Source organism: Arthrobacter sp. Z5-13 (genome assembly GCF_056499105.1).
Genome location: NZ_CP096460.1, coordinates 4,151,169 through 4,176,587, shown reverse-complemented (window position 1 = coordinate 4,176,587; position 25,419 = coordinate 4,151,169). Strand labels below are relative to the sequence as shown.

At 61.7% G+C, this 25,419-nt stretch carries 18 protein-coding genes and 1 tRNA gene; 9 read left to right on the top strand and 10 right to left on the bottom strand.

The features are described from left to right. The first annotated feature begins 196 nt into the window (after nucleotides 1-196). The 3 genes from pstC to pstB are packed head-to-tail and all read left to right on the top strand — an operon-like array spanning nucleotide 197 to nucleotide 3,083. Entirely contained in the window at nucleotides 197-1,129 is a 933-nt protein-coding gene (gene pstC, locus M1E02_RS19450; RefSeq protein ID WP_479375817.1) for a phosphate ABC transporter permease subunit PstC, read from the top strand. Between the two features lie 12 nt (nucleotides 1,130-1,141). Beyond that, a complete protein-coding gene (gene pstA / locus M1E02_RS19445) occupies nucleotides 1,142-2,245 on the top strand; it encodes a phosphate ABC transporter permease PstA (RefSeq protein WP_479378224.1) in 1,104 nt (367 codons plus the stop codon). A 58-nt stretch (nucleotides 2,246-2,303) separates the two neighbouring features. After that, nucleotides 2,304-3,083 (top strand): phosphate ABC transporter ATP-binding protein PstB, encoded by a 780-nt coding sequence (gene pstB, locus M1E02_RS19440; protein ID WP_479375816.1) that lies wholly within the window; start codon nucleotides 2,304-2,306, stop codon nucleotides 3,081-3,083. Between the two features lie 99 nt (nucleotides 3,084-3,182). Here pstB and M1E02_RS19435 read toward each other — a convergent pair whose 3' ends face one another. The 5 genes from M1E02_RS19435 to M1E02_RS19415 all read right to left on the bottom strand — a co-directional run bounded on the left by M1E02_RS19435 (nucleotide 3,183) and on the right by M1E02_RS19415 (nucleotide 10,363). Then, the gene (locus tag M1E02_RS19435) at nucleotides 3,183-4,649 is read right to left on the bottom strand and encodes a family 43 glycosylhydrolase (RefSeq protein WP_479375815.1); all 1,467 of its coding nucleotides are present in this window, start codon (nucleotides 4,647-4,649) and stop codon (nucleotides 3,183-3,185) included. A gap of 100 nt (nucleotides 4,650-4,749) precedes the next feature. Beyond that, nucleotides 4,750-7,350 (bottom strand): LamG-like jellyroll fold domain-containing protein, encoded by a 2,601-nt coding sequence (locus tag M1E02_RS19430; RefSeq protein WP_479375814.1) that lies wholly within the window; start codon nucleotides 7,348-7,350, stop codon nucleotides 4,750-4,752. A gap of 436 nt (nucleotides 7,351-7,786) precedes the next feature. Next, nucleotides 7,787-8,803, bottom strand: a complete 1,017-nt coding sequence (locus tag M1E02_RS19425; protein WP_479375813.1) for an inorganic phosphate transporter — start codon at nucleotides 8,801-8,803, stop codon at nucleotides 7,787-7,789. A gap of 1 nt (nucleotide 8,804) precedes the next feature. Further along, nucleotides 8,805-9,422: a DUF47 domain-containing protein gene (locus M1E02_RS19420; RefSeq protein ID WP_479375812.1), complete on the bottom strand. Its 618-nt coding sequence runs from the start codon at nucleotides 9,420-9,422 to the stop codon at nucleotides 8,805-8,807. Between the two features lie 281 nt (nucleotides 9,423-9,703). After that, complete coding sequence (locus tag M1E02_RS19415) at nucleotides 9,704-10,363, bottom strand: hypothetical protein (RefSeq protein WP_479375811.1); 660 nt, start codon at nucleotides 10,361-10,363, stop codon at nucleotides 9,704-9,706. Between the two features lie 273 nt (nucleotides 10,364-10,636). Here M1E02_RS19415 and M1E02_RS19410 point away from each other — a divergent pair. The 3 genes from M1E02_RS19410 (at nucleotide 10,637) to M1E02_RS19400 (ending at nucleotide 13,742) form a co-directional block, all read left to right on the top strand. Next, nucleotides 10,637-10,709, top strand: a tRNA-Lys gene (locus tag M1E02_RS19410). Nucleotides 10,710-10,979: 270 nt separating this feature from the next. Continuing rightward, complete coding sequence (locus M1E02_RS19405; protein WP_479375810.1) at nucleotides 10,980-12,647, top strand: VWA domain-containing protein; 1,668 nt, start codon at nucleotides 10,980-10,982, stop codon at nucleotides 12,645-12,647. A 66-nt stretch (nucleotides 12,648-12,713) separates the two neighbouring features. Further along, nucleotides 12,714-13,742: a LacI family DNA-binding transcriptional regulator gene (locus tag M1E02_RS19400; RefSeq protein WP_479375809.1), complete on the top strand. Its 1,029-nt coding sequence runs from the start codon at nucleotides 12,714-12,716 to the stop codon at nucleotides 13,740-13,742. A gap of 9 nt (nucleotides 13,743-13,751) precedes the next feature. On the opposite strand, the gene M1E02_RS19395 is transcribed toward M1E02_RS19400, so the two are convergent. From M1E02_RS19395 to M1E02_RS19375, 5 genes are all read right to left on the bottom strand, one after another. Then, nucleotides 13,752-15,209 carry a family 43 glycosylhydrolase gene (locus tag M1E02_RS19395; RefSeq protein ID WP_479375808.1) on the bottom strand — a complete coding sequence of 486 codons (1,458 nt, stop codon included), beginning with the start codon at nucleotides 15,207-15,209 and terminating at the stop codon, nucleotides 13,752-13,754. A 106-nt stretch (nucleotides 15,210-15,315) separates the two neighbouring features. Continuing rightward, entirely contained in the window at nucleotides 15,316-16,332 is a 1,017-nt protein-coding gene (gene yjfF / locus M1E02_RS19390; protein WP_479375807.1) for a galactofuranose ABC transporter, permease protein YjfF, read from the bottom strand. After that, on the bottom strand, nucleotides 16,332-17,363 hold the full coding sequence (locus M1E02_RS19385; protein WP_479375806.1) for an ABC transporter permease: 1,032 nt from the start codon (nucleotides 17,361-17,363) through the stop codon (nucleotides 16,332-16,334). The genes yjfF and M1E02_RS19385 overlap by 1 nt, the downstream gene beginning before the upstream one ends. Next, on the bottom strand, nucleotides 17,363-18,886 hold the full coding sequence (locus M1E02_RS19380; RefSeq protein WP_479375805.1) for a sugar ABC transporter ATP-binding protein: 1,524 nt from the start codon (nucleotides 18,884-18,886) through the stop codon (nucleotides 17,363-17,365). The genes M1E02_RS19385 and M1E02_RS19380 overlap by 1 nt, the downstream gene beginning before the upstream one ends. A 79-nt stretch (nucleotides 18,887-18,965) precedes the next feature. Beyond that, complete coding sequence (locus M1E02_RS19375) at nucleotides 18,966-19,946, bottom strand: ABC transporter substrate-binding protein (protein ID WP_479375804.1); 981 nt, start codon at nucleotides 19,944-19,946, stop codon at nucleotides 18,966-18,968. A 340-nt stretch (nucleotides 19,947-20,286) separates the two neighbouring features. Here M1E02_RS19375 and M1E02_RS19370 point away from each other — a divergent pair, with 340 nt between their 5' ends. From M1E02_RS19370 to M1E02_RS19360, 3 genes are all read left to right on the top strand, one after another. Beyond that, on the top strand, nucleotides 20,287-22,788 hold the full coding sequence (locus M1E02_RS19370) for an alpha-L-arabinofuranosidase C-terminal domain-containing protein (protein ID WP_479375803.1): 2,502 nt from the start codon (nucleotides 20,287-20,289) through the stop codon (nucleotides 22,786-22,788). A 160-nt stretch (nucleotides 22,789-22,948) separates the two neighbouring features. Then, the gene (gene araB, locus M1E02_RS19365; RefSeq protein ID WP_479375802.1) at nucleotides 22,949-24,724 is read left to right on the top strand and encodes a ribulokinase; all 1,776 of its coding nucleotides are present in this window, start codon (nucleotides 22,949-22,951) and stop codon (nucleotides 24,722-24,724) included. Continuing rightward, nucleotides 24,721-25,416 (top strand): L-ribulose-5-phosphate 4-epimerase, encoded by a 696-nt coding sequence (locus M1E02_RS19360; RefSeq protein ID WP_479375801.1) that lies wholly within the window; start codon nucleotides 24,721-24,723, stop codon nucleotides 25,414-25,416. Before araB ends, M1E02_RS19360 begins: the two co-directional genes overlap by 4 nt. Nucleotides 25,417-25,419: the final 3 nt, after the last annotated feature.

Sequence of the window (25,419 nt, the reverse complement as noted above, 5' to 3'; positions counted from 1 at the left end):
CCTAGGGATTCCCGACTGCTGCAAGGCATAGTGGAAAAACCAAACTGAACCAGGTTCCCTGCTCCGGCCGGGCGGTCACGGACCGTCCGCCGCGGGCAGGGATTCTGGCTGTTGTCCGAAGCATCACCAGATTCACCGCTTATCGGGAAGGAGAGCTGGCCTCCCGGCAAGCGGTTCAGATCCCAGAGGATCGTTTGTGACCATCACCTCCCTGACACGTTCCCGGGGCGCAGGCCGCGCCGGGGATAAGGTCTTCTCCGGAGCCGCCATGGCAGCAGGCTGCCTGATCCTTGCGGTGCTCTTTGGAGTTGCTCTTTTTCTTGTTATCCAATCCCTCCCCGCGTTCATGGCACCCGCTGACAAGATCCAAGGCGGCGAAGGGTTTTTTGCCTACATCTGGCCGATCGTTATCGGTACCTTGATCGCTGCGCTTATCGCGCTGGTGATCGCCACTCCCATTGCCATCGGGGTAGCCCTCTTTATCTCCCACTTCGCTCCGCGCCAGCTCGCCTCCGGGCTCGGGTATGTGATCGACCTCCTCGCCGCCATTCCATCAGTGGTTTACGGCGCTTGGGGAGCAGCCTTCCTGGCCAAGGAGATATCACCGGCGTACAACTGGCTCGCGGACAACATGGGATGGCTGCCCATCTTCCAGGGCCCCGCCTCCGCAACTGGCAAAACGATCCTCACCGCCGGCATCGTGCTGGCCGTGATGGTCCTGCCCATCATCACCTCCCTGACACGCGAAATCTTCCTGCAGACCCCCAAACTGCACGAGGAAGCCGCCTTGGCACTGGGCGCTACGCGCTGGGAAATGATCAAGATGACTGTGCTGCCATTTGGCCGGCCAGGAATCATCAGCGCTGTGATGCTGGGCCTGGGCCGGGCACTTGGCGAGACGATGGCCGTTGCACTGGTTCTCTCCTCCGGCGCCCTTACCGCGAGCCTGATCCAGTCCGGAAACCAGACCATCGCCGCGGAGATCGCCCTGAACTTCCCCGAAGCGAGCGGCCTGAAGGTCAGCACGCTGATCGCCGCCGGCCTGGTGCTGTTCCTCATCACCCTCGCCGTGAACATCGTGGCCCGCTGGATTATCAGCAGGCATAAAGAATTCTCTGGAGCCAACTAAATGACCGCCACCATGACCCCCACCCCGGTCCGAAAACGGTCCTCCCTGACAAAGGGCCAGCTGCCCAAGGCCGCGCCCTACATTGTCCTGGCCATCGCGCTGGTAGTCGGAGCGGCGATCCTGGCCGTAGTCGGCTTCAACCCGTTCGGCTGGGGCATTGTGTCAGCCATCCTTTTCGCTGCCGGCCTGGTGGGCTGGAGCGCAGTTGTTGAAGGCCGCCGCAAGGCACAGGACAAGCTGGCTACCTGCCTTGTCAGTGGCGCATTTATTGTGGCTCTCCTGCCGCTTGTCTCCGTGATCTGGACCGTTCTGGTGAACGGCATCCCGGGACTGGTAACGCCTGGCTTCCTCACCTACTCCATGAATGGTGTGACCGGGGCCTATGACAACAGGGCAGTCGAAGAGGGCGCCCCGATTATTGGCGGCATCTACCATGCCTTACTCGGCACTCTGGAGATAACCCTTTTGGCCACGGCGATGTCAGTTCCCGTCGGGTTGCTTACGGCCATCTACCTCGTTGAGTACGGCAACGACCGGCCGCTTGCCCGCGCCATTACGTTCTTCGTTGACGTTATGACCGGGATCCCGTCCATCGTTGCCGGGCTCTTCGCTGCCGCATTCTTCTTCGCCATCGTGGGGCCGGGGACCAAAACAGGCGCGGTGGCCGCCGTCGCGCTTTCCGTCCTGATGATTCCCGTGGTGGTCCGCTCCAGCGAGGAAATGCTGAAGATTGTACCCAACGAACTCCGCGAGGCAGCGTACGCATTGGGCGTCCGGAAGTGGCGCACCATCCTCAAGGTAGTGATCCCGACGGCGATTTCGGGCATCGCGTCCGGCGTCACCCTGGCCATCGCCCGTGTTATCGGGGAAACGGCCCCCATCCTGGTGACGGCGGGCTTTGCGACGGCCATCAACGCCAACGTCTTCAGCGGCTGGATGGCGTCACTGCCAACGTTCATCTACACGCAGATCCTGAATCCGACGTCGCCCTCCAACCCGGATCCGTCATCCCAGCGGGCTTGGGGAGCGGCCCTGGTGCTGATCATCCTGGTTATGCTGCTGAACCTCGGCGCCCGCCTGATCGCCAGGGTCTTCGCGCCCAAGGCCGGCCGCTAGTACCGCAGCCCCGCTGGAACTAAACTTCAATCCGTACCTCAGTAAGTGAAGGAACAACATGTCAAAGCGCATCGACGTCAAGGACCTGAACGTCTACTACAGCAAGTTCCTTGCCGTCGAAGACGTCAGCATCAACATCGAAGCCAAATCCGTCACGGCCTTCATCGGCCCGTCCGGCTGTGGAAAGTCGACTTTTCTGCGCACCCTGAACCGGATGCATGAAGTCATTCCCGGTGCCCGGGTTGAAGGTGAAGTGCTGCTCGACGGCGATAACCTTTACGGCCCCGGCGTTGACCCGGTGACCGTGCGCTCCCAGATCGGCATGGTGTTCCAGCGCCCCAACCCGTTCCCCACCATGTCCATCCGCGACAACGTCCTCGCAGGCGTCAAGCTGAACAACCAGAAGATGTCCAAGGGTGAGGCAGATGCCCTGGTGGAACGTTCCCTGCGTGGCGCGAACCTCTGGAACGAGGTCAAGGACAGGCTCCAGAAGCCGGGATCCGGACTTTCCGGCGGGCAGCAGCAGCGTCTGTGCATTGCCCGTGCCATCGCTGTTGAACCTCAGGTGATCCTGATGGATGAGCCCTGTTCAGCTCTGGACCCCATCTCCACCCTGGCCATCGAGGACCTCATCAACGACCTCAAGGACCAGTACACGGTGGTCATCGTCACCCACAACATGCAGCAGGCAGCCCGCGTCTCCGACAGGACCGCCTTCTTCAACATTGCGGGAACAGGCAAGCCGGGCAAGCTCATCGAGGTGGGCGACACCCACACGATCTTCAGCAACCCCACCCAGAAGGCCACCGAAGACTACGTCTCCGGCCGGTTCGGATAATTCCTGTCAGCTGAGCGGCCCTGCCGCAGCGGTTTGCTGCCGGTCCCGAAAAGGAACCGGCAGCAAACGGGCAGTCAGTGCGGATGGTACGAGAGGGCGTTAGTCCAGAGTGAACGTCGCGTCCTGGTAGCCGAGGCCTGCGCTGACGCTCTGAACCAGCATCTTGTAATCGAAGTGGCGTAGGTACTTTCCGGGGTTGGCCACAGATTCAAAGGAAACGCCCGAGCTGGAGGCCAGGCCAGAGCGCCTGTTGAAGGAGGCCGCTGCCGCGAACGACGCACTGCCGTCAGACGCCTCCAAGCGGACAGAGGTACCCCTGTCCACCAGGTACTTGCCCGGGAAATTTGCCGATTCCAGTGAAACCGAAGTGCCACCCGCCAGTCCGGTACTGAGGTTGAACTGCGAATCTGCAAGAAGCGTGACGTCGGCGTCCAGGCGAGCCTCGTTGAAGTAGTGGCGCACACAACGGTTGGGGAAGTTGAAGGACATCAGCCGTACGGGCAGAGGGCCGTTCTTCAGCGGTATTCCCAAATTGGGCGTCCCGTCTGCATTCCAGTAGACCTTTTGTACCCTCGTGTGCCGGTTTTGGTCGTAAAGCGGCTCCCCATTGATGTCCCGGTAGTCCCGGGAGTGGTAGACGAGGATGTCCGAGACTCCGTCTTCCGCGACTGTAAACGAGTTGTGTCCCGGCCCGTACTGACTCGTCGCATCCGAGGATTTGAAGACCGGGTTGGGGGATTTGGTCCATGACGCCGGGTTCAACAGGTCAGCCGTGGCCGATGCCGTGAGCAGGCCCATGCAGTAGTTGGCGTCGGTGGCACTGGCAGAGTAGGTGCAGAAGACGCGGCCGTTGCGGATGATCACTGCCGGCCCCTCGTTCACAACATGTCCCACACGTTCCCAGGCCAACGTTGGAACGGAAATGCGGGCTTGCGGTCCGGTCAGTGTGGCGGGACCGCTCATGCGCGAGATGTAGAGGTTTGTGCCTGGACCGACCGCTGCTTCCTGCTGAGCCCACACCATATAGCGCTCGCCGTTGTGCACGAAGGTGGTTGCATCCAGGGAGAAGGTATCCCAGGCGGTGAAGATTCGGCCCAGTACAGACCAGGTGGACGTCATCGCGTCCGGGCCGCTGGACTGCAGCACGTAGGGGCGGACCCGGAAAGGCTCAGCGGATGTCCCGGCAGCAAAATACATGTACCAGCGGTCGTTGAAAAAGTGCAGTTCCGGTGCCCAGATGTGTCCGCCCATGGAGCCTGCAGAGCGGGTCCATAGAACCTTTTCCGTGGCGGTTCCAAGGCCTGCGAGCGTGGAGGCGGACCGGATCACCAGGCGGTCATATTCCGGCACTGACGCGGTGAAGTAGTACTTTCCGTCCGTGTGGCGCATGATGTGCGGGTCCGCGCGCTTCAAAATCAAGGGGTTCGTCTGGCTGACGGCAGCGGCGAAAGCTGTTGTGGCGCCCGCCAAGGCGAGAGGCGGGAAAGCCGCGGCAGCAGCGGCTACGCCAAGGCCGGTGAGGATTCCCCGGCGGCTGATCTCTGATGTTCCCTGGGTGATAGGCATGGGACTTCTTTCTGGTGCTAGGTGCTTAGTGCTAAGTGCGTGGTGCTAATGACTGGGCGCCGGGTAAGGACCTGGCGCCCAGTCGTTAGGCTGGCGGTGCTTACTTGCTTGAGAGAGTGACTGCTTCAGCAGCGGTCAGCGCCCGGTTGTAGATGGCGAATTCCCTGATCTGGCCGGAGAAGTACTTGTCCACCGAGTAGGCGGAACGGCCGATGTAGTTCGCCTTGGTCTGGCCACCGCCGATGTCACGCGGATCTATGGTTACTCCCGTCGCCTGTGCAACCTGTACGCCGTTGCTGTAGATGGTGGCGACGTCGCCCTTAAGGGTGTAGACCAAGTGCTGCCAGGTTCCTCGGGGAAGCGCGGCAGTGCCGGTGACGCTCTGTTCGGTAGCCCAGTTCCCCGTGGCGATCGCGTTCTTGTACGTTGAGTTGCCCGTCGCGAAGAGGTAGCCGTTGCCGGCGCCCGAAGAGTTGGTGTTGCCTATCCCGTAAAGGAAGTAGCTCCCGCTTTGGGCAGAGTCCACAAAGACGTCCGCTTCGACCGTCACGTCCACTATGCCGGCCAGCAGGTTATCCGGCAGGTCAACGTGGCCGTCGGTGCCGTTCAGCTTCAGGGACCCTCCGGTCTGCCAGGTGGTTCCACCGACAGCCGTGGCGTTAAGGCCGTTGCCCGAGGAATCCGTGACGGTGGTTCCGGTGGTCTGGTTGAAGGAGTACCGCAGGATTTCACCGTTGGCATTGGCCGGTTTCGGGGCCGGCTCATTCTTGAGCGCTGTCAGTTCTGCTTGTGTGACCGGGATGACCGTTCCGTGCCGGGGGCTGGCCGGAAGCTTATAGGATGCCGGCATTTTCCAGTTCGGGTTTTCCAGGCTTGTGCTCTCCAGTGGAATGTAGCCGCGTCCACCGAATTCGTCCACGAAGAGGTACCACTTGTTTTCGATGTTGGATTTGAAGGCAGTGGGGCCTTCAACCGCTTTGGTGCCGGCGTCCCTGCCAATGCAGGTGTCCATCAGCGTCCAGTTTTTGGGGGAGGTGGTGGGAAGGTCAACTGCCAGGAGGTTGCTGGACTTCTCCTGGATGATGTCGGCGCAGCCCGAGGCGCTTCCTTCGTCCTTGGTGAAGCGGTAGAAGGTATTGCCTTCCTTCACCACTGTGGAGTCGATGACGGACTGTCCCGGGTCAACCCAGATCTGGGGAGTGGAGAACGTCACGAAGTCCCGAGTGGTGGCGTACATCATCTTGTTGTAGGTGGTGCCTGTGTGGTTCACATCGGATTCGGCGTACAGCTTGGAGGCCCAGAAGACCACGTAAGCGCCAAGGGAAGGATCGTAAACAGCTTCGGGAGCCCAAAGGTTCCCGGCTGTGTCCGGTGCCAACTTCACATGCCGTTGGGCCGACCATGTAACAAGGTCGGTGGATTCCCAGACTTCCAGGAACTTGCTTCCGGTGCGCTGGGAAGCGTCCCAGGTGGTCCCGCTGCCGATGGAGAGGTCGGTCGCGATCAGGTAGAACTTGTCGCCTTCGGGGGAACGCACCAGGAACGGGTCGCGAAGCCCCTTGGTTCCCTGATTGGAGGTCAGGACGGGCTGGCCGGCGTTCAGCTCACTCCAGTCCAAAGCATTGTTTCCGTTGCTGGCGGCGAAGTAGATGTTCTCGCCCGCAATGGTGCTTGCTGTGAAGTAGCTGAATGCGTATCCGGCGTAGGGGGCAAGGACTGCCGCCGCCCGCACATGGGCCACAATCGTCTTGGTGGCCGAAGCGGAGCCTGAGGTCACTTTGGCCGTCAGGGTGACGTCTGTGTTGGTGGCAGGGCGCGTCACCACGCCAGTGGTGGACACTACCGAGGGATTTGACGAAGTCCAGGTGATGGGCAAGCCCTGGGCAGTTGTGGGGAGTGTGAGGTTTCCACGCACATCGTTGGCGTTGACTACCGTGATGGAATTCGCGGCGTCAGTTGCCCGGCTTTGGTCTGTTGGGGAAAGCGCGGTCACCTCCTGCTGGGTGAGGGCGGCGTTATAGATCCTGAAGTTCCGTACGCTGCCCTTGAAGTACTTATCGACGGAATACAGGGACCGTCCGATCCAGTTCGCCGTGGTGGTGCCGCCGCCGATTGAGCCCGGCGTGATGGTGACACCGGTCTTTCGATTGACTTCCACTCCGTCGAGGTACAGGACAGCTGTGCCGCCGGAGAGTGTGTACGTGAGGGTTTTCCAGGCAGCGCGGGGAAGGGCCTGGGTGCCTGTGACGGTCTGTTCCGTTGACCAGTTGCCGGTGGCGATGCTGGTGCGGTAGTTGTTCCCGGTGGTGAAGAGGTAGCCGTTTCCTGCTCCGTTGGTGGAGTTTCCGAGGCCGTAGATGAAGTAGGGATTCTGCTGGTCAGCATCGATCAGGACTTCGGTGCTGACTGTAACGGCATTCAGGCCCGAGAGGATGTTGTTTGGAAGCTGGACATAGTCATTAACACCGTCCAGCTTTACTCCCGCCGGGCCTGAGGGGACGGCACCATTGACTAACATGCCGTCGTTTCCCTTGCCGGACGAGTCGATTACCCGGGTCCCCGCTGTCTCGTTCAGTTGGTATTCGAGGACCAGGCGGCTGTCCGCCGCGGTGGCCATGCTTGGGAGGGAAGCTCCGGGGACCAGGAGCCCCAGCAGGATGCCTCCTGCGAGGCTTGAGCGTAAACGTCGTCTTTGTCGCATTCCATTGCTACTTTCCGTGCTGATGGAATGGCCTTGGCGGTGAACCGCAAGGCCATATCGCATGGTGGCGGCCGCCGGACGGTGGTCCGGGCGGCGGGGAAAAACTTTTGAGCATGCGGCAGCCAGGCAGGGATGGCTGGTGCCGCAGCGGGGTCTCAGTCGTTGACTGAAGGGGGCCCTTGAAGAGGGCTCCGTAACTGAACGGAAGGGCCGACGGCGCCCTGCCGCCTTACTAACGCCCGTCGTCGTCGAGGGGGCGCTATTTCAAGAAATCCCGCCTCGGGTTACGAGGCAGGTTCGCTATCACTTTCTGGACATTCCAGGTGCCCGGGAAAAATTGTTAGGGCTAACATCGGCTGGATTAGAGTATTTATGAAGACTTTGGATCCGTCAATAGCAGCTCCTGAGAACACGCTTTCGCGTCTTTTTGAAGCGGCTAGCTGCTTCGAAGCGGGGAGAGGGCCAGCGCCAGAACCAAGGCAGCTGCCGCCGTCACAATCGGAGTGAGAACCCAAAAGGACAGGATCCGCAGGACCAGGCGGCGGTTGGTTCCAGGGAAAGGCTGATTGCTTCCAGCACCGAGCGTCGCGGTGGTCACCGTGTGGGTGGTGGAAATGGGCCAGTGGAGCCCAATAGCGCCCAGCAGCAGGATCAGCGAGCTGTAGATCTGGGCCACAAAACCCCGCAGCGGGTCGATCCTGGCCATGCGGTATCCAATGGTGTGCGAGATGCGCCAACCGCCCGCCAGCGTTCCCGCCGTCAGCATGGCGGCTGTCAGGAGGGCCACCCACATTGGCAGGACGGTGCCGTCCGTCTGCCCCGAAGCCAGCAACGCGAGGAGCAGGATAGCGCTGGTGCGCTGCCCGTCCTGCAGGCCGTGGGCGAAAGCGACGGCTCCGGCAGCGACGGCCTGGATTCTGCGGGAACGGGTGTTGACCACGTTTGGGGGCGTATAGCGGGCCGCCCACGTGGCTGGCCAGACCAGGAGATAGGCGCCCACAAACGCGATGATGGGCGAGACCAGCAGCGGCAGCACCACCTGGAACAGCATGGAGTTGTCCACTCCTCCGACGCCGGGGCCACCCAGGACGAGGCTGGCCAGGCCAGCCCCGGCCAGCCCTCCCACCAATGCATGCGTGGACGAGGACGGTATGCCGCGCCGCCATGTATAGACACCCCAAATGACGGCGCTCAGGAGTCCTGCGAGGAGGATGGTTAGTCCGCCGTCGCCGTTTGGAACCGTCACCCAGGCGTGGCTTACGGTGAGGGCAAGGGTGGCGCTCAAGGCGGCGCCAATAAAGTTGAACAACGCGGCGAGGAGGACTCCCACGGTGGGAGTCAGCGCCCGGGTGCGGACGGCCAGTGCCACGGAAGCCGAGGCATCCCGGAAGCCGTTGAGAAAGGCGAAGATCCCGGCGGACAGGACCACCAGAGTGAAAAAGACCCCCGTCACCTCAGGATTCCTTGACGATGATGCTGCCTACCTGGGTGGCCACCCGGCGCATGTCCTTGGTGACATCCACGAGTTGGGTGGCGACGTCACGGTTGCGGGCGTACTGCGCGGCCTTCATGTCCTTGAGCATGTCCGCCACCCAGACCCGGTGGGTACGTTCAGCACGCTTCGCCAGCCGCAGGATTTCGATCCAGTAGTCCTCAAGATCGTCAAGGTTGTTCAGTCGCCGCATGGCGTCCACGGTGAGTTCGGCCTGCCGGCTGATGATCTCCAGCTGATCGGCGGCGCGTTTTGGCAGCCGTTCCAGCTTGTACAGTGCCACCAGGTCTGCGGCGGCGTCGAGCTTTTCGATGGCCTCATTGAGGTACCGCGACAAAGCGTACATATCCTCGCGGGGAAGCGGGTTCACGAAGCTGGTGCGCATGTGGGTCAGGAGCGCGAAGTGCAGTTCCGCTGACTTTGCCTCGTGATTGTGCATGTCTTCCACGAGCCGGGCGTGTTCCGCTGCGGGCGTCCCGAGGATTTCCGCCATGGTTCCGGTTGCCAGGACGATCTGGCGGGCCATCTGTGCGAGGAGGTTCAGCCCGGCGGGCTCCTGGGGGAAAAGGCGCAGTTTCACGTGGGTTTTCCGGTCTTGGGGAGGAACTGACAGGGCTGTTTATCTTGTAGTGGAACACGGCGGTGGATCCGGACACAAAAGTGGTGCCGAACCGGATACGCCTCTCGGCGGTAGGCCGCTCTAGGCGGCTGAATGTTGAAGCCCGGGGGTTTCGCGGTTCGGCACCAGTCTCAGTGTTCTACGTTGCCCCAACCAAGTCAACATTGACAGTAAGGGGCTCCCGTGGCAGGCTCGCAGCCCCGAAATCAGCTGTAACAGCCGCGGCCAGCGGGCCTTCGCCATCAGTCCAGTTCGCCGAGGCGCCAGGCGTTCGCGGCATGTTCCAGGTCCTCGGCTGTCTTGACCAGCAGGTGTGAATTGCGGGTTAACTTCGATGCGTGGCCCTCATTGCTGTGCTCGGCGTTGTCCGCCAAGGTCGCCTGACCCAAGGCCACCACCCGGCAGAAGGCGGCGGAACGTTCCAGCGCGACGTCGAACTCGCCGTCGAACGCTCCCGAGAGGATGGCGTCAGCCATTTCCTTCATTTCCTGGGCTCCCGGAGGTTCGGCCGGGCCAGCTACAACATTGGATACCTGCGCCGTGTCCTTGCCCGCCCGGAAGTAGAGGGAGATCCTCTCCGGATCTTGAATGGTGGCTGCGCGGAGGGCATAAAGACGCCACAAGGCGCCGGGCAGCGAGCGTGCCGGGCTCTCAGCCCACATCTCGGCGATGGCTTCCAGGCCCTGTTCATCGGCCAGCTTGACCAGTCTCTCCGTGATCACCGGATCATCGCTGTCCCGGCCATGCTGGACCAGCGCCTGGGCCGCGAGATGGGCAGCTTCGGAGACGCGCGCCGGATCGGCGCCGCCCGCGAACGGCTCGAAATCAATGGGAGCGAAGGGCTTTGGCTTGTGGTGCCTGTTCGCTCCGCCGTAGTGGCTGGATCCCGCTTGCTCGTTCATGCCCCCCACGCTACTCCTGTGGTGTAGGGGAAATCGAGCACGGCTTAAACAGTCCTCCTTGGCGCGCACCGGAAGGGGAGTGGTGCCCGTTTCGATGGTTCCGTGCCAGCTCGATGTTCGGCGTCGTCTTTTGGGCAGGGAACCGTCGAAATGGCGCAAGAGCAAGCACGACGGCGGCGCGCTCCGGACGCGTCAAAGCATCCATAAGTCTGGGGTACAGTGTTAACGTCCAGAAATGGACTGGGCTGATGGCCGTTTTGCGGTCGTTGGTTGGGGCCTTTAGCTCAGTTGGTAGAGCATCGGACTTTTAATCCGTGGGTCGTGGGTTCGAGCCCCACAGGGCCCACTCTTTTAGCGAAGAGTGGAAAACCCCCGGCATCCTGTCAGCAGGAAGCCGGGGGTTTTTTGTTGCTTCTGAGCCTGAGAAATCACCTGAAGTGCTCGCGAATCGCCGGGAGATGACTCGCATCTCAGGTCCCGAATGTGATACAGGGCACTTGGCTACGTATACTGGACTCGTTTCCGTACGCCCGCCGGGACTTCCCGGCTCGGGCAAATGCTGTCCGGCCCCCTCCGGTACGCAGCGGGAATCCCCCCAGCAGATAGGTATTCGCCCATGTCAGCTCGTCGAGCCGCCCGCCGTGCGCGTCATGGCAAGTTCCCCCGCCGGTCGCCGTTTTTTTGGCACCGGATAGCCATGATTTTCGGAACCGTCGTCGCTATTGCAGTGGCGGCCGGCGCCGTCGTCTGGATCACCGGCATGCGGACTCCCGCAGAGGCGGAGCCTGCAAAGTGCCAAGACGTAACCATGGAAGTGAGCGTCGGGGCTGACCCCAACATGACACCGGCGCTGGAAAAGGCTGCGTCCAGGGTCCCGGCTCACGTCTGCGTGAGTTTCACCTTCCAGACGCTCAGCCAACCGGAGCTTTCCGGCAAGGTGGCGGCGGACAAGGATGCACCGGACTTGTGGGTTGCAGACTCCGCTGTCCGGGTTCAAAGGGTGGTGACGGCATCACCTCCGGAGGTCATCGTGTCCTCGCTGGCCTCGACCCCGGGAGTCATCGTGGGCCGCACGAGCGAGGCCCAGGTTTTCGCCACGTGGTTAAGTGCCCTGCAGGCGCCGGGAGTGCGTTTTGGTGATCCACTCGTCAGCGGGAGCGGTGAAGTGGCGCTGCTGGGGGCAGTTTCTGAAGTGCAGTCCGGCCTGACGGACGCTAAAACGCTCCAGGGGGTCACTGCGCAGCTCGCACAGAAGGAGAGCAAGCGTTCGGGGGCGAAGCTTTCAGATTCGGAACAGCTCGAGTCAGTTGCTGCAAGCGGCGGCTTCGCCATTGTCACCGAGGAAGCCTGGCTGAAGTTTTCCACGACAACCTCAGGAGCCAGCTTGACAGCATCGGTGCCGAAAAGCGGGGCAGTGTCCCTGGACTACCCGCTGGTTGCCACGGCGGGAAACGGCCACCGCAGTGAGGTGATAAAGAAGGCAGCGAAGGCTCTTGGAGAAGCCCTGGGCAGTGACGAAGGCAAGGCGAACCTGGCCGAACAAGGCTTGCGGCCGGCGGACAGCAGTAACCTGCTGGACCAGAAGGGGGTCGGTGCAGTCGTTGCGCTGGCGCCTGCTTCGGCGCAAGCCGTCAGCCAGACTCTAAGCGCGTGGGCCGTTCAGGCCATACCTTTCAGGTCCCTGGTGGTCATGGACGTCTCCGGTTCTATGGAACTCCCTGCCGGTGACCAAACACGGATGCAGCTCACACAGCAGGCTGCGACCACGGGCAGCAAGTTGTTCCCCGATACGGCTGCCTTGGGGCTGTGGGCCTTCTCAATTGGCCTCGGCGGCGGGAACCAGGACTACCTGGAGCTCGAACCCATCCGGAAGATGGATGAGGTGGTGGAAGGTGTAACCCAGCGTGAGCGCCTTGTGGCAGGCATTGCAGGGCTCTCTGAACGCACCGGAGGCGCTACGGGGCTCTATGACTCCACCCTGGCCGCCTACCGGACCGTGCAGGCCTCGTACGACTCCCGTGCGATCAACAGCGTCATCCTGTTCACGGACGGCGCCAATGACGACGCCGAATCACTGGAACTTGATCAGCTGCTGGAGACATTGCAGCGCGAACGGGACCCCGCGAAACCGGTTGTGATCGTGACCATCGGCATTACTGAGGATGCCGACGCCGAGACGCTCCAGAAAATCTCTGCAGCGACAGGTGGAACAAGCTACGTGGCCCGCGCACCCCAGGACATCCCGAGTGTTTTTGCTGACGCACTTCTGGCGCGGCGGAAATAGATACTGCGTAAGCAGCTGGGGGCAATAGGATATGGATCAATACTCTCCCAGTGGAAAGGCCCATTCGTGGCGAACACCAACGGCCGGCGGCTACCGCGCCTTGAGGACGTAGCGGAACTGGCTGGTGTATCCCACCAGACAGTTTCCAGGGTGGTCAACAACCATCCGAATGTCAGCAAGGCAACCCGGGCCCGTGTGGAGGTAGCCATTTCGGAGCTTGGCTACCGGCGTAACTCCGCCGCGCGCAGCCTCGTGACGCGCCGTTCCCAGACCATCGGAGTATTGGGGAGCGAGCTATCGCAGTACGGTCCCGCCAACACCATCCTGGGCGTGGAGCAGGCGGCGCGTGATGCCGGATATTTTGTCAGCATCGCCGCCCTCAAAACCGTCAACAGGGAAACCATCTCCGATGCTCTAAGGCATTTCCAGGACCAGTCAGTAGATGGAATCGTGGTGGTGGTTCCGCACTCCGAAACATTGCACGCCCTGGATGAGATGGACCTTGGGGTTCCCGTGGTGGCTGTCGGCTCCCTCGGAAACGACAGCGTCAGCGGGGTTATGGTGGACCAGAAGCGCGGGGCGGAACTCGCCGTCAGGCACCTTATTGACCAGGGCCACAGCCGCATCGGCCACATCTCCGGCCCTCAGGACTGGATCGACGGCGCGGCGAGGGCCGAGGGCTGGAGCCAGACACTTCGCGCGGCCGGCCTCGAGGACGATCTCATGGCCGAAGGCGACTGGAGCGCAGGAAGCGGCTACGAGATCGGCCGGAAACTGGCTGAGAAACGCACAGCCACAGCCATCTTTGTGGGAAATGACCAAATGGCCCTGGGGCTCCTGCGTGCCTTCAACGAGGCAGGAGTCAGTGTGCCCGGAGACGTGTCTGTGGTGGGCTTTGATGACCAGCCGGAGGCAGCCTACTTTGTCCCGCCGCTGACCACCGTACGCCAGGACTTCGAGGAACTTGGCCGGCGCTGCGTTGACGTCATGGTGGGTGAAATCGAGCAAGGGGCTGAGGTCAGCGGCGTCGTCGTTACCCCGGAACTGGTAATCCGCAAAAGCACTGCCTCCGTCGCGGTCGTACTGAAGGCCTAACTCAGCGCGTCAGCTTGTCAGCCTGAAGGTGGCGGCTGCCCGTTGGCTGGCGGCGGCCTTGGACACTGTCAGGATCCCTTGGCTCAGGCACAGGTAGGAACCAGGGATGTCAACTGATTCGAAGGAGAATCCGGCGCTATCCGGTAGTCCCTTCCGCTGAATGAAGGCGGAGGAGGCGCCGGGGGCGGATGCGATGACAAGCTTGCCACCTTCGATCCTCAGGTAGCGTCCCCTGGTCAGGACCGGTTCGATCAGGACAGAGTTCTTCTTGGCATAACCCGGGAGAATCCGGAACTGGGAGGCCGCCAGGGATGGTGCCGGTGCGGCGGTGATAGTGGTTCCGTCATGGGCAAGGTAGAGCCCAGGAGCTTCGGCTGACTGCCACCGGTAAGGCAACGGGCCATCACCGACAGGTACTCCGAACTGGGGAGTTCCGTCGGCGTTCCAGTGCAGCCGCTGCACCCGTGCATGCCGGTTGGGATCGTACAAGGGGTCACCGGTGATGTCCCGGTAGGACCTGGCGTGGTAGACCATGACGTCGTTGCCTGCCTCATCCACGGTGAAGGAATTGTGGCCAGGCCCGTACTGCTTGGTTGCATCAGAGGTGGTAAATACCGGCGTCGGGGTTTTGATCCAGGAGGCTGGATCGAGCAGGTCTGCGTCCTCGTCAGCGGTCAAGAGGCCGATGCAGTAGTTGGCGTCAGTGGCGCTGGCGGAAAAAGTCAGGAAGATCCGGCCGTTTCGCTTGATGACGGCGGCTCCTTCGTTGACGCGGAAGCCAATAGTCTCCCAGGGCAACGTGGGCACGGCGATGCGGACGGGCGTGCTGGAAAGCGTCGATGGCGAACCCATGGTCGCGATGAAGAGGCTGGAGTTCACCCCGGCATCAGCCTGGGCCCATACCAGGTAGCGTGAACCGGCGTGTTCGAAGGTGGTGGCATCCAGGGAGAACGTGTCGGCATGGGTGAAGACGCGTACGGGCTCTTCCCAGACGGCGTTCGCAGGATCGGCCGAGTCTGTTGAGATCACGTAAATCCGTACCCGGAAGACGTCCGTGCTGTCGCCGGCCGCGAAGTAGATGTGCCACTTGCCGCCGAAGTGATGCAGTTCGGGAGCCCAGATATGGCCTCCCATGGTGCCTGAAGGCGGCCTTTTCCACACGACGGTTTCGGCGGCGCTGCCGAGTCCGGAGATGGTGGATGAGGACCGGATAATGATGCGGTCGTACTCGGGAACTGATCCGGTGAAGTAGTACCTGTTGTCTGTATGTTTCATGAGCCACGGATCGGCCCGCTGATTGACGATCGGGTTGATCACCGCTTGCGGTCCGACGGCGGCGTTGGCGGAGGAAGCGTGGAACAGGCCAGTGGCCGTGCTGCCTCCCGTGAGGAGCAGCCCGGCAGCTGCGGCTGATCCGGAACCCAGGAAGGTACGGCGGGAAAGGGGGGATTGAGACAAAGCAGTCATTGCAGAGGTGTCCTTTCGTTTGTGCCTTCGCATGACTTGGGCCCCGCGTAAAGCAGGGCCCAAGTCATGCGTGGGTTAAGGAGGTGAGGCTGGAAAGCGGTCCCGTCTAGGCTGTGCGTCTTGTGAAGAGCCTCTGCAGGAGGATGAAGACCAGGAGCAAACCGCCGATGACGATCTTGGTCCACCAGGAGCTGAGCGTTCCGTCGTAGGCGATGAAGGTCTGGACGATGCCCAGAACCAGGACACCTACCACCGAACCGAGTACGTAGCCCACCCCGCCGGTCAGCAGGGTTCCACCGATGACGACGGCGGCGATGGCATCCAGTTCCATGCCTTGGGCCGCCAGGCTGTACCCGGAGAGGCTGTAGAAGGAGAACAGAATTCCTGCTATCGCGGAGCAGAGGCCGCTGACGCAGTACACGAGGATCTTGGTGCTCTTGACTGCGAGGCCCATGAGCATTGCAGAGTTCTCGTTGCCACCAATGGCGTAGACGGTCCGGCCGAAGCGTGTGTGGTGGAGGATGAAGAACGCCAGACCGACGACGACGAGGGCGATCAGCACACCGGGAGAGATGAACAGCTCCTCCGAGAGCGGGATACGGGCCTGGGCCATGCTTGTGAAGAAGGGATCGGTGACCGAAATCGAGTCGAGGCTGATCACGTAGCAAAGCCCGCGTGCCAGGAACATTCCCGCCAGCGTCACGATGAAGGGCTGGATGTCGAAATACTGGATGACCATCCCCATGAGCAGGCCGAGTCCTCCTCCGATCACCAGCACGGCGAGAATCACCATCGCTGGGTTCCAGCCGTTCTGAAGCATGGTGGCCGTAACCATCATGGACAGTGCGACGACGGCTCCCACGGAGAGATCAATACCGCCGGTAATAATGACGAAGGTCATGCCAACTGCAAGAACGATGAGGAACGTGTTGTCGATGAAGAGGTTAAGCAGGACCTGGCCGGACAGGAAGCTGGGGTACATTCCGGCCCCGACCACAAACATCAGGATGAAGAGGACCAGTGTAGCCAGGGTGGGTGCGTAGCGGGCGCCGCCGCGGATGCGGGCCCCGACGGCCGAGGGCTTTTTGACGGTGGGCGGGGCCACTGTGGAGAGGGGAGACATTAGACTGCGACCTTTTCCTTAGTGCGAAGCGGGCTTGCCGGCTTGAAGTTCCTCAGGAGGTTCCGGGCCTTGGGCGCCTGCAATAGGCAGACCGTGAGGACCACCAGTGCTTTGAATACCAGGGTGACCTCCGGCGGAATGCCAAGGGTGTAGACGGTGGTGGTGAGGGTCTGGATGATGAATGCTCCCACCACTGTTCCCACCAGGCTGTAGCGGCCTCCGGCAAGTGAGGTGCCCCCGATTACGACGGCGAGGATGGCGTCCATCTCAATGTAGAGCCCGGCGTTGTTGGCGTCCGCTGCAGTGACATTGGAGCTGATCATCAACCCGGCGATAGCTGCACAGAACGCGCTGAAGATGTACACAATCCAGATGATGTTGCGGGCGCGCAGGCCTGCCAGCCGGCTGGCAACCGGGTTGATTCCCACTGCCTCGATCAGGGTACCCAGGGCGGTCCTGCGGGTCAGGACAGCGGCCAGGATGAACACGACGGCGGTGATAAGGATGGAGATGGGGAGCGTGAAGAGGTAGCCCGCCCCGATTGCCTTATAGCTGTCGTTGGTCACGGAGACGATCTGGCCGTCCGTGATGAGCTGGGCGATGCCGCGCCCGGCGGTCATGAGCACCAGCGTGGCAATGATGGGCTGGATTCCGATAGTGGAAACCAGGAACCCGTTCCAGACTCCAAGGACCAGGCCGGCTACAACGGCGATGAGGACGGCTACTGCTGCTGTGGCGGGTGAAGCGGGCTCCGGGGAGGCCGCGATATAGGCGCATGACGCGGCGCCGGCGATGGCCACCACTGCGCCTACAGAAAGGTCAATGCCGCGTGAAGCGATGACCAGGGTCATGCCGAGCGCGATGAGGATGGTGGGAGCGCCGTTCCGCATGATGTCGATGAGGCTGCCGTAGAGGTGGCCGTCCTGCATCCTGAGGCTGAGGAAGTCTGCACGGAAGATCTGGTTGACCGCCAGCAGGGCGACAAGGGCTATGACCGGCCAGGCCAGTCGGTTTTTCAGAATGGATTTCACTATGCGCCTCCGGCGATGACTGTGAGGACGTCCTCGACCGAAACGTCGTCGTTACTGATATCGGCGACCATGGCCCGGTCCTTGATAATGGCGATGCGGTCGCTGAGCCGGAGCACTTCCTCAAGTTCTGAGGAAATGAAGAGGATGGACATGCCCTCGGACGCCAACCGGTTGACCAGCTTCTGGATCTGGGTTTTCGCGCCGATGTCGATGCCGCGTGTCGGCTCGTCCAGGATCAACAGGTCCGGGGATGTCACCATCCAACGCGCAAGCAGGACTTTCTGCTGGTTGCCGCCACTGAGGTTGCGGATCAGAGCCTCGGGGTTTGCCGGACGGATGTCGAGGGCCTCGATGAATTCGGCAACGAGCTCGTCCTGCACCCGGCGGGGGATCCTGCGGGCCCAACCTTTGGTGGCCTGCATCGCCAGCACAAGGTTGTCGCGGACTGTGAGGTCGCCGATCAGGCCTTCCTCTTTGCGGTCTTCGGAGCAGAAACCGATGCCGTGGTCGATCGCGGTCCGCGGGCTGCGCATTTTCAGCGGCTCTCCCTTGACCTTGATTGAACCTTCGTCGGCCTTGTCCGCACCGAAGAGCAGACGGGCAGTTTCTGTACGCCCTGCTCCGAGCAGTCCAGCCAGCCCTACTACCTCGCCCGGGTAGATGGAGAGATTGACGTTGGAGACAGAGCCCTTTCTTCCGAGGCCGGCTGTTTCCATGAAGGGCTGGGCATTGGCTGCAAGCCGGGCCTGGGAGCGGGTGGAAGCCTGGTCGAGTTCCTCAAGGACCTCAAGGTCCTTGCCGATCATCTTTGAAATGAGGTTCATGCGGGACAGGTCCCGGGTCATGTACTCACCGACGAGCTTGCCGTTGCGCAGGACGGTCATGCGGTCTGAAAGCTCGTAGACCTGCTCGAGGAAGTGCGATACAAACAGGATGGCAACGCCGCGGTCGCGCAGGTCACGGATCACGCGGAAGAGTTGGTTCACTTCGTCCGCATCAAGGCTTGACGTGGGCTCGTCCAGGATCAGGACCTTCGCGTTGACCTCGACGGAGCGGGCGATCGCTATCAGCTGCTGCACCGCGATGGAGTGTTCGGAAAGCAGGGAACCGGGTTCCACGTGTTCAAGGTGCAGCTGGGCCAGGACCTCACGGGTCCGGGCGCGCACGGCACGCCAGTCGATGGAACCGCGACGGCGGGGCTCGCGGCCCAGCATCACATTCTCTTCGACGGTGAGGTTGGTGCAGAGATTGACTTCCTGGTAGACCGTGCTGATGCCGGCCGCCTGGGATTCCGCAGGGGTAGAGAAGTTCTTCTGCTGGCCGAGGACCGTGATCCGGCCTGAATCAATGGTGTAGACACCAGTCAGCGCTTTGATAAGGGTGGATTTGCCCGCCCCATTTTCGCCCATAAGGGCGTGTACCTCGCCTTGGAAAAGACGGAAGCTGACGTCGTCAAGGGCCTTGACCCCTGGGAATCCGATGGCAATGTCGGTCATCTCGACGACCGGAACGAGTTCGTTCATCCTAGATATCTTTTCTGTGTTGATCCGTGCGGCGGCAGTGTAGGTACTGCCGCCGCACGGACGATCAGGTGAGCGGGGCTCAGTACTGACGGGTAGGCAGGGCCTTGGTGGCCTGTTCCTGGGTGAAGGTGGTTTCTTCGGTGACGACGCGCTCGGGGACTGTTTCGCCGGCGAGGACCTTCTTGGCGAGGTCCATGAGCTGGGTGCCCAGCAGCGGGCTGCACTCGACGATGAAGTTGATCTTGCCGGCGCTCAGGGCGGTCATGCCGTCCTTGACGGCGTCGATGGTGATGATCTTGATGTCCTTGCCCGGGACCTTGCCGGCGGCTTCGATGGCTTCGATCGCGCCGAGGCCTTCGTCATCGTTGTGGGCGAAGACGACGTCGATGTCCGGGTTGTTCTTCAGGAACGCTTCCATGACCTGCTTGCCGCCGCTGCGGGTGAAGTCACCGCTCTGGGAAGCGATGATCTTCAGCTTCGGGTCAGCCTTGATGGCCGCTTCGAAGCCTTCCTTGCGGTCGTTGGCCGGGGCGGAACCGGTGGTGCCCTGGATCTCGACGATGTTCACGGTATCGGTGGCGGCCTTGGACTCACCAACGAGCCACTCACCGGCCTTCTTGCCTTCGAGGACGAAGTCCGAACCCAGGAACGTCTTGTACAGGGTCTTATCTGCCGAGTCCACGGCACGGTCGGTGAGGATCACGGGGATCTTCGCGTCCTTGGCTTCCTTCAGGACGGTGTCCCAGCCGGACTCAACCACGGGGGAGAAGGCGATGACGTCGACCTTCTGCTGGATGTAGGACCGGATCGCCTTGATCTGGTTTTCCTGCTTCTGCTGGGCATCGGAGAACTTCAGGTCGATGCCGGCTTCCTTGGCGGATTCCTGAACAGACTTGGTGTTGGCACTGCGCCAGCCGCTTTCCGCGCCGACCTGGGCGAAGCCCATCACGATTTTCTTATCCGCACCGCCGGTGCTGGAAGCGGCCTGGCCGCCACCTCCACAGGCAGTGAGGGCAATAGCTGACGCGGCCATAACGGCGACTAGAGATTTCTTAAACACAACATTCCTCCCGGAAGCGTTAGTTACATGCAGGCGGGAGACCTAACACCGCCATTGCTGTGAGCTGCTTGCTCTGCCAGCAAGTGTGAACGCTAACAATGACATGCGTCAAGTAGCGGACATCACAATTGGGACACTGTCGGTTTATGACGCAAGGAGCCGGCTTCTCTATGGCTGACCCTCTTTACTTTTGACCAGGGCCTGAACAATACTTTCTACAGCCTCCGGTGTGTTAGCGTTCACAAACCGCAGCCCGGGCCGCAGCCGTTCAATGGAGAAAGGGTTCTCACCTCCCATGCAAAGCACAGTTCGTCCAAGCCCCGTAAAGAGGGCTTGCACCATGGCCCTGGCGGGATCGCTCGCGGCAGCCACCCTCACCCTCGCGCCGGCTCTTCCCGCCCACGCCGAAACCACCAACCGCACCATTACAGTGAACGCTGACCAAGCCGGTCCTGATATAGCTCCGACGATGTATGGCGCCTTCTACGAGGACATCAACCAGGGCGCGGACGGGGGCATCTACGCCGAACTGGTGCAGAACAGGTCCTTCGAATTCGATTCAGAGGACAACCGCTCCTATACTCCGCTCAGTGCATGGGAAATCCTCCAGCGCGGAAGCGCCGGTACGGCCTCTGTTCAGAACGACGACCATCGCCTGAACGAGAACAACCGGAACTACCTGCTGATCGAGGCAGGTACTGCCGGCGCTGGTGCAGGAGCCGGCGTCGGCGTCCGCAACAGCGGCTGGAACGGCGGACACCGTCTGGAGGCCCGCAAGAAGTACGACTATTCCGTCTGGGCCAGAACCTCCAATCCGGCGGGTTCCACTCTCGCCGTCGCACTGGAAACACCTGAAGGCACCCGGCTTGACCTGGCCAGCATCAAGGTCAAGGGTGATGCCTGGAAAAAATACAATGTGACTCTTTCGCCTAAGTCCTCGACGGCGTCGGGACGGCTCTCCACTGTTGTTCAGGGGACAGGCACAGTCCGCCTGGACATGATTTCGCTGATGCCCCAGGAGACGTGGAACGGCCATGGGCTGCGTAAGGATCTCGCGGAAAAAATCGCTGAACTCAATCCCGGGTTCCTCCGGTTTCCCGGTGGCTGCATCGTCAACACCGGCAGTTACGACTCCTACTCTGCGCCCAATTACACCCGCTCCCGTACGTATCAATGGAAAGAAACCATTGGCCCGGTTGAGCAGCGTCCCGCCAACAGGAACTTCTGGGGCTACAACCAGACCTACGGCCTCGGCTACATGGAGTATTTCCAGTGGGCCGAAGACCTCAAGGCCATCCCCGTTCCCGTGGTCCCCGTCGGTGTCACCGGCTGCGGCGACAACCGTGCCGTCCCCGACCAGGCAACCCTGGACAAGTACATCCAGGACACCCTGGACCTGATCGAGTTCGCGAATGGAGACGCCAGTACCGAATGGGGCGCCAAGCGCATCGCCTATGGCCACCCTGCGCCCTACAACCTGGGCCGCATCAGCCTGGGCAACGAGGAGTACAAGCCGGAGTTCAAGGCGTACTTCATCCAGTTCCAGGACGCTGTTGAGGCGGCCTATCCCGATATCCAGGTCATCGGCAACACCGGCCCGGACGATCAGGGGGCCAACTTCGATGATCTCTCCAAATTCAACGCCGACCGTAAGGTCGACTTCGTCGACGAGCACTACTACAACTCGCCCGACTGGTTCCTGACCAACAACCACCGTTACGACTCCTATGACCGCGACAGCTACAAGGTATTCCTCGGTGAGTTCGCTTCGTTGGCCAACAAGCCGGAGAACGCCTTGGCCGAAGCGTCATTCATGACGGGCTTGGAGCGGAATGCTGACGTTGTCCGGATGGCTTCCTACGCGCCGTTGATCGCCAACGAAGCCAACGTCCAGTGGAGCCCGGACCTTATGTTCTTCAACGGCACCTCCATCAGGACCACGCCCAACTTCGAAGTGCAGAAGCTCTTCATGAACAACGTCGGCAGCCACGTTGTGCCCAGCTCCCAGAACAACGCCCCGGGCCTGGCGGCACCACCCATTACCGGCCAGATCGGGCTCTCGACATGGGCCACCGCGGCAAAGTACGACGACGTGAGGGTCACCAGTGCGGACGGCAGCCAGCTGTTTACTGATGACTTCGCCGGCACGGCCTCGGCATGGACGGGCAACGGAGTTGGAACCTGGTCAGTCCAGGACGGCGCTTACGTCCAGTCGAGCACCACAGCGCTGAACACTATGGTCACCGCCGGAAACCCGGCGTGGAGCAACTACACCCTCAACACCAAGGCCACCAAGACTGCCGGTGCAGAAGGATTCCTCATCGCTTTCGGGGTCAAGGACACCGGCAACTACTACTGGTGGAACCTGGGCGGCTGGAACAACAGCAAGTCAGTGGTGGAGAAGGCCGTCAACGGGGCAAAGAGCACCCTGATCGAAACCGGCACCACCATTGAGACGGGCCGCCAGTACGATATCCGGATCGAAGTCACAGGGCCAACAGCCAAGCTGTACCTCGACGATGTCCTCTGGGGGACGATTGACGAAACTCCGGTGGATCCCATCTACTCCGTTGCCACCAAAGATGCCGAGACAGGGGAAACAATCCTCAAGGTAGTCAACACCTCGGGTGAGGCGGCCGCCGTCGACGTCAAAGTCGCTGGAACACCAAAGATCAGCTCCAGCGCCGCAGTGACCACTTTGACCACTACCAGTGATGGTCAAAACCTGGTTCCGGCAGCCAGTGTGTTCACAGGTGCAGGCACTAATTTCACATACAACTTCCAACCGAAATCGGTGACGTTCATCCGGCTTGCGCCGGTTGACGGCCAAAAAACCAAGTAAAACCGAGGTGATACCCAGCCGGTTCCCGATGGCTGGGTATCACCTTTCCGAAAGCGGTATCAGCGTCTTGACGTCGGCCGTGTTAGCGTTCACAATTAGTAATAACCATCAATTTCCAACGAAGGCAAAAGAGGTCGTTGCCTCTTCCCTGGAGGCAGATATGCAGAACGAAAATTCTCCCGCTCACCACGGTTCCGTGGCTGAGCAATACGTCATCGGCGTTGACTACGGCACCCTCTCCGGCCGTGCTGTGGTGGTCCGCGTCTCGGATGGCAAGGAACTGGGCAGCGGTGTATTTGATTACCCGCATGCTGTGGTCACGGAGGCGTTGCCCGCTGATGTAGCGGGCGACGGCGGCGTGCGGCTTCCCGCTGACTGGGCCCTTCAAGTTCCCAACGACTACCGCGATGTGCTCCGGAACGCCGTTCCCGCTGCCATCGCCGAAGCCGGCATCGATCCTGCCGCGGTCATCGGTATCGCCACCGACTTCACGGCTTGCACCATGGTCCCCGTCAAGGCTGACGGCACACCGCTGAACGAACTGCCGGAGTTCGCCAACCGTCCGCACGCTTACGTAAAACTGTGGCGCCACCACGCCGCCCAGCCGCAGGCGGACCGCATCAACACCCTCGCCGCTGAACTGGGCGAGAGCTGGCTGCCCCGTTACGGCGGTCTCATTTCCTCCGAGTGGGAATTCGCGAAGGGCCTGCAGCTTCTGGAAGAGGACCCGCAGGCATATGAAGCAATGGATCACTGGGTTGAAGCAGCCGACTGGATTGTGTGGCAGCTGAGCGGGAACTACGTCCGCAACGCCTGCACCGCCGGCTACAAGGGTATCTACCAGGACGGCCGCTACCCCTCCGCAGACTTCCTCACGGCATTGAACCCGGCGTTCGAGACGTTCGTGAGCGACAAGCTGGAGCACACCATCGGCCGCCTTGGCGACGCCGCCGGCTACCTCACTGCCGAGGCCGCTGCCTGGACCGGGTTGCCGGAGGGCATCGCCGTCGCCGTCGGAAACGTTGACGCGCACGTTACTGCACCGGCGGCGAAGGCTGTTGAGTCCGGCCAGCTGGTGGCCATCATGGGAACCTCCACCTGCCATGTCATGAACGGAACGGAGCTGCACGAGGTTCCGGGTATGTGCGGCGTGGTGGACGGCGGCATCGTCGACGGCCTTTGGGGCTACGAGGCCGGCCAGTCCGGTGTGGGCGACATCTTTGGCTGGTTCACCAAGAACGGTGTTCCGCCGGCGTACCACGAGGCAGCAGCCGCCGCGGGGCTGGGCATCCATGAGTACCTGACGGAACTGGCCTCCCGCCAGGCCATCGGCGAGCACGGGCTGATTGCCCTGGACTGGCACAGCGGTAACCGCTCGGTGCTGGTGGACCACGAGCTCTCGGGCGTAGTGGTTGGCCAGACCCTTGCCACCAAGCCGGAGGACACGTACCGTGCGCTGTTGGAGGCTACGGCCTTTGGCACCCGCACCATCGTGGACGCATTCCGGGACTCAGGAGTTCCGGTCAAGGAATTCATCGTTGCCGGCGGGCTGCTGAAGAACAAGCTCCTGATGCAGATCTATGCGGACGCCACAGGGCTGCAGCTCTCCACCATCGGTTCCACCCAGGGACCTGCCCTGGGGTCCGCCATCCATGCCGCTGTGGCAGCCGGCGCTTACCCGGATATCCGGGAGGCAGCGGCCGCTATGGGGTCGGAGCCCGGAGAGGTCTATGTGCCCATTCCCGAGAACGTGGCCGCGTACGACGCCCTGTTCCAGGAATACCGTACCCTGCACGATTACTTCGGCCGCGGTGCGAATGACGTGATGCATCGGCTCAAGGCGATCCAGCGGGCGGCCAAACCCGGCCTGGGCGGTCATTCCAGTGAAGCAAGCGAATCCGACGCCGCTGAGCGGGCAGAGAAGGTAGACGCATGAGCACGCTCCTGGAAACAATCGGCCGGCTGCGCGCCGAGGTCTGTTCCCTGCATGCGGAGCTGACCCGGTATGAACTGGTGGTGTGGACCGCTGGCAACGTTTCGGCCCGCGTCCCCGGCCATGACCTGATGGTCATCAAGCCCTCCGGCGTCTCCTACGACGATCTGACCCCCGAGTCGATGGTGGTCACGGACCTGTTCGGGACTCCTGTCAATGGTGACCCGGCGGAGGGGGAGTGGGGCAACCCGGCCCTCGCGCCGTCGTCGGACACTGCAGCCCATGCGTACGTCTACCGGCACATGCCGGAGGTCGGTGGAGTGGTGCACACCCACTCCACCTACGCCACGGCGTGGGCAGCGCGGGGCGAGGCAATCCCCTGCGTCCTGACCATGATGAGCGACGAGTTCGGTGGATCCATCCCCGTGGGGCCGTTCGCCCTCATCGGTGACGACTCCATCGGCCAAGGCATTGTGGACACTCTCAAGGACTCCCATTCACCGGCAGTCCTCATGCAGAACCACGGGCCTTTCACCATCGGCAAAGATGCCAAATCCGCCGTCAAGGCAGCCGTCATGTGCGAAGAAGTGGCACGCACCGTCCATATTTCCAGGCAGCTGGGCGAACCGCTGCCCATCGATGAAGCAGCCATCGAATCCCTCTACGCCCGCTACCAGAACGTTTACGGCCAGTAGGCC